Genomic DNA, 13,357 nt, shown 5'->3' with positions numbered 1-13,357 from the left:
AAAAAAAAAAACCCTGCCGTAATGGCGGGTTTTTTTATCTTTTTTTCACTTTTTTTATTTTGACTGGAATCATCACCACGCAATAAAACCCCTGTTTGATTAGCGCTTGTTGAGCTTTAATGGATAAGTCTCGCCGATTCTTTACTATTCAGGTCATGACTTAAATTTAAGCGTACCGGTAAGGGTTTTACCGCCTGTTAAATATTATAACTCACTGAAAGTGAATGAATTACAGGCAGGCATAGAAAGCTTTAATTATATTTTTCAATGAGATAAATCCCCCGCGTTACGCTTGCCGGTTCAGGCGCACCCTCTACACTTAATCCTGTCACTGCAGGGAAGTTAAGTGTCTTTGCGAAGTCTCAGGGAGCAGCAACCACATTATGTAGTCCTGAATGAATCTATTAACGGAGTAAGTTATGGCAGAGCATCGTGGTGGTTCAGGTAATTTCGCAGATAATCCGCAAAAAGCGTCTGAAGCCGGTAAGAAAGGCGGTCAGAGTAGCGGCGGCGGAAATTTCAAAAACGATCGTGAAAAAGCATCAGAAGCCGGGAAAAAAGGCGGCAAAAAGTAGTCGTCGCCCCTTTCTCAGCCCAGATCAAGGCCTGAATGTGGCCTGGCAATGATGTGTATGACACTTTGCCCCGTCCTCCCATAGAGGTCGGGGCTTGTTGTTTTGTGCCTGTCGCGCTTTTCCAAAAGAGTCTGATCCGTTGAACGACTCGCTAAGCAGTGCCCGCCTCCCGATGTTAAACTTGAGCCATTCATTCATTTTGTTGCGCATCATCACTGATGCCGCACAGGGAATCTGGCATGCAACCCTCTTATGGCAGACTGGTAAAGCGTGCTGCGCTCGGCGCGACCATTCTTGCGTCTGTGCTGTTGCTCGTGAAAATTTTTGCCTGGTGGTACACCGGTTCGGTGAGTTTACTGGCCTCTCTGGTGGATTCACTGGTGGATATCGCCGCCTCGCTGACCAATCTGCTGGTGGTGCGTTATGCGCTGCAGCCTGCCGACGAGGATCATACTTTCGGGCACGGCAAAGCGGAGTCGCTGGCAGCGCTGGCGCAAAGTATGTTTATTTCTGGCTCGGCGCTGTTTCTGTTTCTGACCGGCCTGCAGCATCTGGCGACGCCCAATGAGTTGCGGGCGCCCGGCGTCGGTATTGTAGTAACCGTGGTGGCGCTGAGCTCAACGCTGGTACTGGTGGCCTTTCAGCGATGGGTGGTTCGTAAAACCCGCAGCCAGGCGATCCGGGCTGACATGCTGCACTATCAGTCCGATGTCATCATGAATGGCGCTATTTTGATTGCGCTGGTGCTGAGCAGCTACGGCTTTGCCCGCGCGGATGCCCTGTTCGCGCTGGGCATTGGTATTTTTATTCTCTACAGCGCACTACGTATGGGCTACGAGGCGGTTCAGTCATTGCTGGATCGCGCGTTACCGGAAGAGGAACGGCAGCAAATCCTGACGCTTGCGACAAACTGGCCGCAGGTGCAGGGCGTTCACGATCTGCGAACCCGTCAGTCCGGGCCGACCAAATTTATTCAGCTGCATCTGGAACTGGAAGATCAGCTGCCACTGGTGCAGGCGCATCGGGTAGCCGATCAGGTTGAGAAGGCGTTACGCAAAGAATTTCCCGGGTCAGACGTAATTATCCATCAGGATCCCTGTTCTGTGGTACCGTTCGAGAGAAAGGATTCTTTAGGTTTTTAACTTAAATGAATCAAATCGATACGGCAGGGATGACGTAACGCTAACATTGCTGCAAAAAATAGTGAAAAGTTGTCTGACCTGAATCAATTCAGCAGCAAGCCTTTGATATACTATCTGCCATCACGTGTCGCGCGAGTCGTAAAATGAGCTTCAGCAGCGATCGACAGGCAGGATTAACCCTTAGTTTTGAACAATCCAGAGGTTGTCATGATCAAAAAAATTGGTGTATTAACCAGCGGCGGTGACGCCCCAGGCATGAACGCAGCTATTCGTGGCGTGGTGCGTTCCGCGCTGAGTGAAGGACTGGAAGTTTTTGGGATCTATGACGGTTACCTGGGATTGTACGAAGATCGCATGATCAATCTTGATCGCTACAGCGTTTCAGACATGATTAACCGCGGCGGCACTTTCCTGGGCTCAGCTCGCTTCCCTGAGTTCCGTAATGAAGATGTGCGTCAGGTTGCCATTGAGAACATGAAAAAGCGCGGCATCGATGCGCTGGTTGTTATTGGTGGTGACGGTTCCTACATGGGGGCTAAGCGCCTGACTGAAATGGGCTTCCCGTGCATTGGTCTGCCAGGCACCATCGATAACGACGTTGCCGGAACGGATTACACTATCGGTTATTTCACTGCGCTGGAAACCGTGGTTGAAGCGATTGACCGCCTGCGTGATACCTCTTCATCGCATCAGCGTATTTCGATTGTGGAAGTGATGGGTCGCTACTGTGGCGATCTGACACTGGCGGCCGCCATTGCGGGTGGCTGTGAGTTCATCGTACTGCCTGAGTTCCCGTATACTCGTGAAGAGCTGGTAGCGGAAATCAAAGCGGGCATCGCCAAAGGTAAAAAGCACGCTATCGTGGCGATTACTGAGCACATCTGCGATATCGACGATCTGGCGCGTTTCATCGAAACAGAAACCAAGCGTGAAACCCGTTCTACCGTTCTGGGCCACATTCAGCGTGGCGGTGCACCTTGTGCGTATGACCGTATTCTGGCTTCACGCATGGGTGCCTACTCCATTGAACTGCTGATGCAGGGTTACGGCGGCCGTTGCGTCGGTATTCAGAACGAGAAGATGGTGCATCACGACATCGTCGACGCCATTGAGAATATGAAGCGTCCGTTCAAACGCGACTGGCTCGACACCGCGAAAAAACTCTATTAATTCCTCTTCGGGGTGTGCGACCTGGCGCGCCCCGGCATCCCGCCTCTATATTCCCCATGGTTATAACAGCTTATTTTTAATTCTTTTAGCTCTGTATTGGTTTATGTCACGCTTAGCCCATAACGACATTGGGAGAGTGCGTAATGAACAAGTGGAGTATCGGCGTTACCCTGTTGCTGGCCTCAACCAGCGTTCTGGCGAAAGACATTCAGCTGTTAAACGTTTCCTACGATCCAACGCGTGAGCTTTACGAACAGTACAACAAAGCGTTCAGTGCGCACTACAAACAGGAAACCGGCGATAATGTCGTGGTCCGTCAGTCGCATGGCGGTTCCGGTAAGCAGGCGACCTCCGTGATTAACGGCATTCGGGCGGATGTGGTCACCCTGGCGTTGCAATCGGATGTTGATGCCATTGCAGAACGCGGTCGTATTGATAAAAACTGGATTCAGCGTCTGCCGGACAACTCTGCGCCCTACACCTCGACCATTGTCTTCCTGGTTCGTAAAGATAATCCTAAAGGCATCCATGACTGGAGCGACCTGACGAAGCCAGGCGTATCTGTTATTACCCCTAACCCGAAAACGTCCGGCGGCGCACGCTGGAACTATCTGGCGGCCTGGGGCTGGGCGCTGGATCATAACAACGGCGATCAGGCCAAAGCGCTGGCTTACGTCAGAGCGCTGTTTAAAAACGTTGAAGTGCAGGATTCCGGCGCACGCGGCGCAACCAATACCTTCGTTGAGCGCGGGATTGGTGATGTGTTGATCGCCTGGGAAAACGAAGCGTATCTGGCGGTTAACAAGCTGGGCAAAGACAAGTTCGAGATTGTCACCCCGAGCGAATCGATTCTGGCTGAACCGACGGTGTCGGTGGTCGATAAAGTGGTAGATGAAAAGGGGACGCGTAAAGTCGCCGATGCTTATCTGAAATACCTCTACTCGCCAGAAGGCCAGACTATCGCTGCACAGAACTACTACCGTCCGCGTGATGCTGAAATTGCGAAGAAATTCGCCAGCACCTTTGCGCCAGTGAAGCTGTTTACCATTCAGGACAAGTTTGGTGGCTGGACACAGGCTCAGAAAGCTCACTTCGCCGATGGCGGCAGCTATGACCAGGTCATGAAACCGTAATGCGTTGCGGTCAGCGCATCCCTGCGCTGACCGCTTATCCTCTACCATCCCGGTTTTTCTCTTCTCCGCCCAGCCGCTGGGTTATCTGCCAGAATTCCCCGTGACATTTTTTTCTCGCCAGGCGAGGATGCAGGCTGCTAAGCCATTCAGGAAGCGTTGTTATGCCGACACATCGTCGTGCAACCCGCCTGGTTGCGGTTCTGCTGGTACTGGTCATTGCGGGGATGCTGGCTGCCGCACTGCATTTCAAAAAGAACAGTGATGCATTGTGGCAGATCGTCAGCGAGAAATGTCTGCCTCACCAGCAGAGTGGTGGAGAACCTGCGCCCTGTCAGCGCGTCGATCAGCGGCATCGCTATGCCATGCTGAAAGATATGCACGGGCCGTTGCAGTATCTGCTGATCCCGATCGACAGGATCACCGGCATCGAAAGCCCGAGGTTACTGCAATCCGCTACGCCCAACTACTTTGCTCTTGCCTGGAATGAGCGGACTCTGCTTGCGCAGCGACACGGCTCACCTATTGATGATCGGGTCCTGTCACTGGCTATCAATTCACAGTATGGCCGCACGCAGAACCAGCTCCATATTCATATTTCCTGCCTGCGACCCGATGTGCGTCAGCAGCTTGATCAGCTGACGCCACAGCTTAGCGGGCGGTGGCAGAGCATCACGCTGCGTAAGCACCGCTACTGGCTGCGTGCATTGACCCCGGACGAGTTGACCCGGCAGAGTGCGTTTATCCGACTGGCCGATGAGCGGCCAGAGGCACGCAGCGAGATGGGGAAATATGGGCTGGCACTGGCTGAATTAAGTGATGGACGACTGGTGCTGATGGCGATAGAGCGAAACTGGCTGCTGCTGAACAGCGGTTCGGCGGAGGAGGTACAGGATCACGCCTGTCAGCTGATAGCGCCCATAAAAAAGGCGGCTTAAGCCGCCTTTAATCGGTACGTTTACTGCTTAGGCGCTTTTTGCAGCCGCTGCAGCTTTAACGATCACAGCGAAAGCGTCCGCTTTCAGTGAGGCACCGCCAACCAGCGCGCCATCAATGTCGGGCTGGGTGAAGAGCTCAGCCGCATTTTTATCGTTAACTGAGCCGCCGTACTGAATGATGACCTGTTCTGCGATAGCCGCATCTTTCTTCGCGATATGGTCACGAATGAATTTGTGAACGGCCTGAGCCTGAGCAGGGGTGGCAGATTTGCCGGTACCGATGGCCCAGACTGGCTCATACGCGATGACCGCATCTTTAAACGCTTCGGCGCCCTGAGTTTCCAGAACGGCATCCAGCTGACGAGCGCAGACTTCTTCAGTTTTACCCGCTTCGTTTTCCGCTTCGGTTTCACCAATGCACAGCACCGGTACCAGGCCCACTGACTTCAGCACCGCGTATTTCTTCGCGATGAATTCGTCGCTCTCTTTGTGGTAAGTGCGGCGCTCTGAGTGACCGATAATGATATATTTCGCGCCGATATCTTTCAGCATCTCTGCGGAAACTTCACCGGTAAACGCACCAGACAGGTTAACGTCTACGTTCTGCGCACCCAGTGCGATGTGGCTACCGGAGATGGCGTGTTTTGCCTGCTCGAGATAGAGAGCTGGCGGTGCAATGGCGACGCCACAACCCTCAACGCCAGACAGTTCCTTGCGCAGACCGGCGATCAGTTCAGCTGTGATCTGCTTGCTGCCATTCAACTTCCAGTTACCCATAACCAGTGGATGTCGCATTCTATCCTCCGCATAAAGCGATACATGAAAAATCGCTGCCAGCTGGCAGCGTTGTCTGCCAGACAGTATAGAGATCAAATGTAGCGATGGCTTTGCTTTTCGTCATTTTCGGCCTCATCATCAGGGGCTGGCGAGCGCCAGTTTCACCGGCTCAACGGCGAAAGTCAGCCCCTTGTCGCCATTGTCAGCCACCACAAAACGCAACGCGCCCTCGACCTGCGCAAAGTAGGGTAAATCCTTACCTTGATTCAGCAAACCCTCCAGCTTTTTACGTCCCTCATCGGCGCTCAGTCCCGGTACAAAGAAGCGCAACATGGCGGTCATGTAGGCCAGCGCTTTTTGCTGTGAGGCGTTCTGATCCGGGCCTGGCAACGGTAGCCAGGTAATCTGCAGCGTCTTAATTTTGCCGGTACCGGGCTCCAGCGCGGTAGACGCATAGAGAGTTTCATTGATTTTGCTGGCGGCGCGCGTCAGGGTGCTTTTGTCACCCCGATTATCAATGGCGCGATATTCCGGCAGCATCAGCGCCCCGTTGGCCTGATTATACTTTTCGCGGAACTGGCCGATAGTCATATCAAAAGTGGGGGCGCCCGCCAGCAGATAGGGGGCGGTGGGCAACGCATCGGGCCGATCCTGCGGTGGCGGATCGGCGGCAAAGACCGGAACCGTCAGCGCAAACGATAACAGCAGTGCGCCAGGCAAATTCTTCATTTTGTCGATCCTAACCCGTAAACTCAGGCGCAAATTAAAACGGTTTTTATCCGCGAGGTCAAAACCGCAGCGGTTCTCTTCTCTCTGGATGATAATGCATGACGTTACAACAATGGTGTTTTTCCTGGCGCGGCCGGCTGGGACGACGTGATTTCTGGATCTGGCAGGCGGTCTGGTTGCTGACAACAACCCTGTTATTCGCGTTAGCGGCTAACGACTGGCTTGATACTCAGATGGCGGCCTTTGGCGTGGTCTGCCTGCTATGGCCCGCCAGCGCGGTTATCGTTAAACGATTGCACGATCGTAATCGCCGCGGCTACTGGGGATTTCTGGTGATTGTTGCCTGGCTGCTGGTGGCAGGGAACTGGAGCATGCTGGACGGCATACTGCCCTGGCTGTTGGGTCGCGCCATTCCGTTTATGTTACTGGCTGGCCTGCTGCTCGATCTCGGCCTCTTTCGCGGTACCCCCGGCGCTAACCGGTTTGGTACCGCGACTCAGCCGGTGCGATACCGGCAAACGGCTCACCAGTAATGTTCGCTGGTGATATGGCCCGGCTTGCGCTTCAGGTGCTTGCGCATCTCGCGCGTCTCTTTCAGTAATTGCTGGGTATCACGCACCATCTGCGGGTTGCCGCACAGCATCACATGGCTGCTGTCAGCATCCAGGCTTAACCCGGTGGCGCGCTCCAGCTCACCGTTTTCGATCAGCGCCGGGACCCGGCCAGTCAGCGAACCGGCGATCTCTTCGCGACTCACCACCGTCTGGATGTGCAGCTTGCCTTGATAATGTTGTTGCAGCTGCTGCATCAGCGGCAAAAAGCTCAGGTCGGCTGCATAGCGTGCAGCATGAACCAGCACGATGTTTTCAAAGCGATCCAGACCTTCGCCCTGCTGTAGCATCGACAGGTAGGGGCCAATAGCGGTGCCGGTTGCCAGCATCCATAAGGTTTTGCACTCAGGGACTTCATCCAGCACAAAGAATCCTGCCGCTTCTTTGGTGACCATCACCTGATCGCCAGGCCGAAGTGCCTGCAGATGCGGACTCAGTTTGCCCTCTGGCACGGTGACCAGGTAAAACTCCAGCAGATCATCTTTCGGCGCATTGACGTAAGAGTAAGCGCGCTGTACCCGCTCACCGTCGATTTCCAGTGCCAGCTTGGCAAATTGCCCGGCGATAAAGGGATCGATGGGCGCTTTTACCCGGAGACTAAACAGCGCATCCGTCCAGTTTTTTACTTCCTTTACTTCAGCATTGACCCACTCAGCCATAATCACTCCCTGGTTGTTGATTATTCAGGCAGGTCACTATTTTCGCGGCTGCCCGGTGAGATTGCCAGCCTGCGCCGGGGCAAAGGCTCTAATCGACAAACTGTTGCTTTGTCTTTACAGGCTGGCCCATAAACTTGACAGGCGCAAGCCGGGACCTTTTCGCTCACCTCTCGCTTTGTCATCTAATCCTGATATTTTGCCCGCCATAACAAGATGACTGGCGGGTGAACCGCTGTTTTAACCTCCTTTCACAGAAAGAAATTTTGCATAATCATGATGACTAAACTCGAAAATCGCCCGCTGCTGGTGATGCTCATTGTGCTGGTGGCAGTAGGGCAGATGGCACAGACTATCTACGTCCCGGCGATGTCGGTGATGGCGGATGCTCTGAATGTGCGGGATGGCGCGCTGCAGCGTGTGATGGCGGCCTATCTGATGACCTATGGCGGATCCCAGCTGATCTATGGCCCGCTGTCAGACAGCATCGGTCGTCGTCCAGTGATCCTGGCGGGCATGATGATCTTTATGATCGGCGCAATTACGGCACTGATGGCGACGTCGCTCGATATGCTGGTGTTCGGCAGCGCTGTTCAGGGACTGGGCACCGGCGTAGCAGGCGTGATGGCCCGCACCATGCCGCGCGATCTCTACGAGGGGCACGCGCTGCGCCGCGCTAACAGCCTGCTTAATATGGGCATTCTGGTCAGCCCGCTGCTGGCGCCGGTGATTGGTGCACTGCTGACGCAGCTCTTTGGCTGGCACGCCTGCTTTGCCTTTCTGCTGCTGCTCTGTCTGGCGGTAACCGTTTCAATGGCACGCTGGCTGCCGGAGACCCGACCGCAGAGTGCGGAAGTGACCCCTTTCTTTAAACGCTACGCCCGCCTGCTCAGTGACGCGAATTTCGTTCGCTACATTGTGCTGCTGATTGGCGCGCTGGCCGGGATTGCGGTATTTGAGTCGAGCTGTGGCGTTCTGCTGGGCGGCGTGCTCGGCCTGCACAGCCTGACCGTCAGCATTCTGTTCATCCTGCCGATTCCGGCAGCGTTTTTTGGTGCCTGGTTCGCCGGGCGTGAGCAGGGTTCCTGGCACAGCCTGATGTGGTGGGGCGTTAATAGCTGTCTGCTGGCGGGCATCCTGATGTGGATCCCGGCATGGTTCGGCGTGATGAATATCTGGACGCTGCTGGTGCCTGCCGCGCTGTTCTTCTTTGGGGCTGGCATGCTGTTCCCGCTGGCGACTTCAGGCGCGATGGAACCTTATGCCTGGCTGGCGGGTAGCGCGGGCGCGCTGATTGGCGGGATGCAGAACCTGGGATCGGGCCTGGTGGCGTGGCTGTCAGCCATGATGCCGCAGCGCGATCAGTTCAGCCTTGGCATGCTGATGTTCTTTACGGCGCTGGTGATGCTGCTCTGCTGGTTACCGCTCTCACGTCAGCCGGAGCGCGGCAACCAGCCGGTTACAGGATAAAGGGATGGAGCGCCGGATCTTTACGGTCGAGATAGTGAATCGACTGAATACGGCGGATGGTGCGTGATTTACCGCGAATCAGCAGGGTCTCGCTGGTGGCGATATTGCCCTGACGCGTAATGCCTTTCAGGAGTTCGCCACTGGTAATGCCGGTGGCGGCAAACACCACGTTGTCATTGCGTGCCATCTCATTCAGCGTCAGCTTTTTGCCCGCTTCAATCCCCATCTCTGCACAGCGCTGCAGCTCCTGTTCACCCAGCAGACGGTTTTCAGCGCTGTCGCCTTTCACGTGGTGACGCGCCAGCAACCGGCCCTGCATATCCCCATCCAGCGCGCGGATCACCGCCGCAGAGACCACGCCTTCCGGTGCGCCGCCGATGCCATACATCACATCGACTTCGCTGTCCGGCATGCAGGTCAGAATGGAGGCGGCGACATCGCCATCCGGGAAGGTAAACACCCGCACGCCCAGCTGCTGCAACTGGCCGATCACTGCGTCATGACGCGGCTTTGCCAGAATTGACACGGTTAGCTGCGACAGCGGCTTATTCATCGCGATGGCGATGTTACGCAGGTTGGTTTCCAGCGGCAGGTCGAGATCGATCTCTCCACGCGCTGTGGGGCCAACAATCAGTTTTTCCATGTACATGTCGGGTGCGTGCAGAAAGCTGCCCTTATCGCCTACGGCCATCACCGCCAGCGCATTAGCCTGGCCAAGCGCCGTCATGCGGGTGCCTTCAATCGGATCGACCGCAATGTCGACCGCATCGCCGCGGCCGGTACCGACTTTTTCACCGATATAGAGCATCGGAGCTTCGTCGATTTCGCCTTCACCGATCACAATCTGACCGTCGATTTCAATGGAGTTCAGGACATGACGCATGGCATGGACAGCCGCGCCGTCAGCCGCATTTTTGTCGCCGCGTCCTAACCAATGATAGCCTGCCAGGGCGGCAGCTTCGGTTACGCGGGAAAATTCAATGGCAAGTTCTCGTTTCATGGCATCTACCTGACAAAAAACAGGCAGGCAGTGTAACACAGCGGGGCAGTGGAGCGGGGAAAAGGCCCGCGACAGCAACGGTCGCGGGCATTGATATTACTCTTGTTCTTCCCACGCCTGGGCGCGGGCTACGGCTTTTTTCCAGCCAGCATAACGGAAGTTACGCTCGGTGGTTTCCAGGCTTGGACGGAATTCACGCTCAATAACCGCTTTAGAGCGGACTTCATCCAGATCCTGCCAGAAGCCGACGGCCAGACCTGCCAGATAAGCAGAACCCAGCGCGGTGACTTCACGCACTTCCGGACGCTCAACACGGGTGCCGAGGATGTCCGACTGGAACTGCATCAGGAAGTTGTTGGAAACCGCGCCACCATCAACACGCAGCGCCTGCAGGCGGGTGTTGGCATCGTTCTGCATCGCTTCCAGCACGTCGCGCGTCTGATAAGCGATAGACTCCAGCGTCGCACGGATGATGTGGTTAGCATTAGCACCACGGGTCAGGCCGAAGATGGCACCACGGGCATACGGGTCCCAGTAAGGAGCGCCCAAGCCGGTGAAAGCAGGCACCATGTAAACGCCGTTGGTGTCTTTCACTTTCATCGCAAAGTATTCAGAGTCAGCAGCTTCACTGATCAGCTTCATCTCATCGCGCAGCCACTGAATAGAGGCGCCACCGATAAATACAGCCCCTTCCAGTGCATAGTTCACTTCACCGCGCGGGCCACAGGCGATTGTGGTCAGCAGGCCGTGCGTTGAGGTTACCGCTTCAGTACCGGTGTTCATCAGCATAAAGCAGCCGGTGCCGTAGGTGTTTTTCGCCATGCCAGGCTGAACACAGAGCTGGCCATACAGCGCAGCCTGCTGGTCACCGGCAATACCAGCGATTGGAATACGTGTACCGCCTTTACCGCCGATGTTGGTCTGACCATAAACTTCAGAAGAGGATTTCACTTCTGGCAGCATTTCACGCGGGATATCCAGGATATCCAGCATACGCTGATCCCACTCCAGCTTATGGATGTTAAACATCATGGTACGGGAGGCGTTGGTATAGTCGGTGATATGCACCCGGCCCTGGGTCATTTTCCAGACCAGCCAGGTATCGACGGTACCAAACAGCAGTTCGCCACGTTTTGCACGCTCACGTGAGCCTTCAACGTGATCCAGAATCCACTTCACTTTGGTTCCGGAGAAGTAAGGGTTAATCACCAGACCGGTGGTGTGCTGGATATACTCTTCCAGACCCTCTTTCTTCAGTTTGTGACAGTAGTCGGCGGTGCGGGGATCCTGCCAGACGATGGCGTTATAGATCGGCTTGCCGGTCTCTTTTTCCCAGACGATAGCGGTTTCGCGCTGGTTGGTGATACCGATTGCCGCAATCTCATCAGAGCGGATGTCGGCATGTGCCAGGACTTCAACCAGCGTTGAGCTTTGTGAAGCCCAGATATCCATTGGATCATGTTCAACCCAGCCCGCTTTCGGGTAGATCTGGGTGAATTCGCGCTGCGATACCGCGACGATATTAGAGTCGTGGTCGAGAATGACAGCGCGTGAACTGGTTGTGCCCTGATCGAGCGCGACAATATATTTTTTATCTGTGGTAGTCATAAATTCTGTCCTGATGATAAAAGGTGAAACTTACGCTTTACGCTGCTGAGCGCGTGCAACCGGTTTGTCTGCTGGAACGCTTGCAGGTTCCTGGGCGGTACCTGGCAGGTAGCGACCAATCAGTGTGCGATAACCTACTGCACCCAGGCAGGCACCGACCAGCGGGCCAAAAATCGGCACGAGGAAGTAAGGGATGTCACGACCACCGGTAAAGGCAACGTTACCCCAGCCTGCCAGCCATGCGAAGATCTTCGGTCCGAAATCACGAGCCGGGTTAAGGGCGAAGCCGGTCAGAGGACCCATGGAGCCACCGATAACTGCAACCAGCAGGCCAATCAGCAGTGGAGCCAGTGGGCCACGCGGAATGCCGTTGCCGTCATCCGTCAGACCCATAATGACCGCCATTAATACTGCCGTGATGACCATCTCAACCAGGAAGGCCTGGCCGACACCGATATGTGGATTAGGGTAGGTTGAGAAGATGCCTGCCAGGTCGAGACTTTCAACCGTGCCGCGCACCATCTGGTGGCTCTGCTCATAATCAAAAAACAGGCTGTAGTAGAGACCGTATACCAGCGCCGCGGCACAAAAGGCACCGGCAATCTGCGATACGATATAAGGCAGAACTTTACGTCCTTCAAAATTAGCAAACAGGCAGAGCGCAACGGTAATTGCCGGGTTCAGGTGCGCGCCCGAAATGCCTGCGGTGAGGTAGGCGGCCATGGAAACGCCAAGACCCCAGATGATGCAGATTTCCCACTGACCGAAGGCGGCACCGGCGAGTTTCAGTGCAGCCACACAGCCTGCGCCAAAGAAAATAATCAAGCCTGTCCCCAGAAATTCGGCAATACACTGACCTTTGAGCGTGTTAGTTGTCTGACTCATAATAGTGGTTCCTGAAGCGAGGTTAAATTTTATCAGTTTTTGTTCTCATTCCATGAGGCACCCAGCTTTAATGTAGGGCTGGTGTGAATTTATCGTTAACGAACATAAACGAGAAATAGCGAAATCGTTTTTTGTGTACTGCGTCATAAAAATGCGCGTTTTCGCGTATTCTGGCTTTCCTTAGCCAATATTCGCGCCTGATGACGGGGATAACGGACCCGTACCAGAAAGCAGTCGCAGTAAGCGCAGCGTAAATTCAGGGATTGGCTGAAAAGTGTTACAGACTACGCCCGCAGCGGCCGCGTTGCTGGACTTGCGGGGTGAGGCTACATACAATCGGGACAACGTTGCTGGCTTAAGCTGGCATCATCAACGCCTTGCAGGAATTTAGGAGAGGTCAGAAAGATGTCATTTGAAGTGTTTGAGAAACTGGAAGCGAAAGTACAGCAGGCGATTGATACCATCACCCTGTTGCAGATGGAAATCGAAGAGCTGAAAGAGCAGAACAACTCACTGCGTAACGATGCGCAACAAGTCGCGGGCAACCACGATGCGCTGATGCGTGAAAATCAGCACCTGAAAGAAGAGCAACACGTGTGGCAGGAACGTCTGCGTGCATTGCTGGGAAAAATGGAAGAGGTTTGAAGCCTCAGCTGATGTGAAAAA

The 13,357-nt window shown here is 54.7% G+C and carries 14 protein-coding genes; 8 read left to right on the top strand and 6 right to left on the bottom strand.

Annotation, left to right across the window (positions count from 1 at the left end; all coding sequences use genetic code 11):
* Nucleotides 1–419 precede the first annotated feature (419 nt).
* From EPG66_RS21010 to EPG66_RS20990, 5 genes are all read left to right on the top strand, one after another.
* Nucleotides 420–575, top strand: coding sequence for a con-10 family general stress protein (locus tag EPG66_RS21010; RefSeq protein WP_010258211.1), 156 nt, complete (start codon nucleotides 420–422; stop codon nucleotides 573–575).
* Between the two features lie 239 nt (nucleotides 576–814).
* Nucleotides 815–1,717, top strand: a complete 903-nt coding sequence (fieF, locus tag EPG66_RS21005; RefSeq protein ID WP_031591856.1) for a CDF family cation-efflux transporter FieF — start codon at nucleotides 815–817, stop codon at nucleotides 1,715–1,717.
* A gap of 207 nt (nucleotides 1,718–1,924) precedes the next feature.
* Nucleotides 1,925–2,887: a 6-phosphofructokinase gene (pfkA, locus tag EPG66_RS21000; RefSeq protein WP_003851263.1), complete on the top strand. Its 963-nt coding sequence runs from the start codon at nucleotides 1,925–1,927 to the stop codon at nucleotides 2,885–2,887.
* 143 nt (nucleotides 2,888–3,030) lie between these two features.
* Nucleotides 3,031–4,020, top strand: coding sequence for a sulfate ABC transporter substrate-binding protein (locus tag EPG66_RS20995; protein WP_022624915.1), 990 nt, complete (start codon nucleotides 3,031–3,033; stop codon nucleotides 4,018–4,020).
* 161 nt (nucleotides 4,021–4,181) lie between these two features.
* Nucleotides 4,182–4,955, top strand: coding sequence for a CDP-diacylglycerol diphosphatase (locus EPG66_RS20990; protein ID WP_069025518.1), 774 nt, complete (start codon nucleotides 4,182–4,184; stop codon nucleotides 4,953–4,955).
* 27 nt (nucleotides 4,956–4,982) lie between these two features.
* Here EPG66_RS20990 and tpiA read toward each other — a convergent pair whose 3' ends face one another.
* A complete protein-coding gene (tpiA, locus tag EPG66_RS20985; protein ID WP_010258199.1) occupies nucleotides 4,983–5,750 on the bottom strand; it encodes a triose-phosphate isomerase in 768 nt (255 codons plus the stop codon).
* A gap of 120 nt (nucleotides 5,751–5,870) precedes the next feature.
* Complete coding sequence (locus EPG66_RS20980) at nucleotides 5,871–6,461, bottom strand: DUF1454 family protein (RefSeq protein WP_069025517.1); 591 nt, start codon at nucleotides 6,459–6,461, stop codon at nucleotides 5,871–5,873.
* Between the two features lie 98 nt (nucleotides 6,462–6,559).
* Here EPG66_RS20980 and EPG66_RS20975 point away from each other — a divergent pair, with 98 nt between their 5' ends.
* The gene (locus EPG66_RS20975) at nucleotides 6,560–6,994 is read left to right on the top strand and encodes a DUF805 domain-containing protein (protein WP_115758618.1); all 435 of its coding nucleotides are present in this window, start codon (nucleotides 6,560–6,562) and stop codon (nucleotides 6,992–6,994) included.
* On the opposite strand, the gene fpr is transcribed toward EPG66_RS20975, so the two are convergent.
* Complete coding sequence (gene fpr / locus EPG66_RS20970; RefSeq protein WP_010258190.1) at nucleotides 6,985–7,731, bottom strand: ferredoxin--NADP(+) reductase; 747 nt, start codon at nucleotides 7,729–7,731, stop codon at nucleotides 6,985–6,987. The genes EPG66_RS20975 and fpr overlap by 10 nt on opposite strands.
* Nucleotides 7,732–8,004: 273 nt before the next feature.
* Here fpr and emrD point away from each other — a divergent pair, with 273 nt between their 5' ends.
* On the top strand, nucleotides 8,005–9,198 hold the full coding sequence (emrD, locus tag EPG66_RS20965) for a multidrug efflux MFS transporter EmrD (RefSeq protein WP_022624918.1): 1,194 nt from the start codon (nucleotides 8,005–8,007) through the stop codon (nucleotides 9,196–9,198).
* On the opposite strand, the gene glpX is transcribed toward emrD, so the two are convergent.
* The 3 genes from glpX to EPG66_RS20950 form a co-directional block, all read right to left on the bottom strand.
* Nucleotides 9,188–10,198: a class II fructose-bisphosphatase gene (gene glpX, locus EPG66_RS20960; protein ID WP_031591850.1), complete on the bottom strand. Its 1,011-nt coding sequence runs from the start codon at nucleotides 10,196–10,198 to the stop codon at nucleotides 9,188–9,190. The two genes, emrD and glpX, sit on opposite strands and share 11 nt — an antisense overlap.
* A gap of 96 nt (nucleotides 10,199–10,294) precedes the next feature.
* Nucleotides 10,295–11,806, bottom strand: coding sequence for a glycerol kinase GlpK (gene glpK, locus EPG66_RS20955; RefSeq protein ID WP_010258184.1), 1,512 nt, complete (start codon nucleotides 11,804–11,806; stop codon nucleotides 10,295–10,297).
* A 30-nt stretch (nucleotides 11,807–11,836) separates the two neighbouring features.
* A complete protein-coding gene (locus tag EPG66_RS20950) occupies nucleotides 11,837–12,691 on the bottom strand; it encodes an MIP/aquaporin family protein (RefSeq protein WP_010258182.1) in 855 nt (284 codons plus the stop codon).
* Nucleotides 12,692–13,096: 405 nt separating this feature from the next.
* Here EPG66_RS20950 and zapB point away from each other — a divergent pair, with 405 nt between their 5' ends.
* Nucleotides 13,097–13,336, top strand: a complete 240-nt coding sequence (zapB, locus tag EPG66_RS20945) for a cell division protein ZapB (protein ID WP_003851242.1) — start codon at nucleotides 13,097–13,099, stop codon at nucleotides 13,334–13,336.
* Nucleotides 13,337–13,357: the final 21 nt, after the last annotated feature.

Origin of the sequence: Pantoea pleuroti (genome assembly GCF_014156615.1) — a bacterium.
GTDB classification, from domain to species: Bacteria; Pseudomonadota; Gammaproteobacteria; order Enterobacterales; family Enterobacteriaceae; genus Pantoea; species Pantoea agglomerans.
This window is presented reverse-complemented; position numbering and strand designations above follow the sequence as displayed.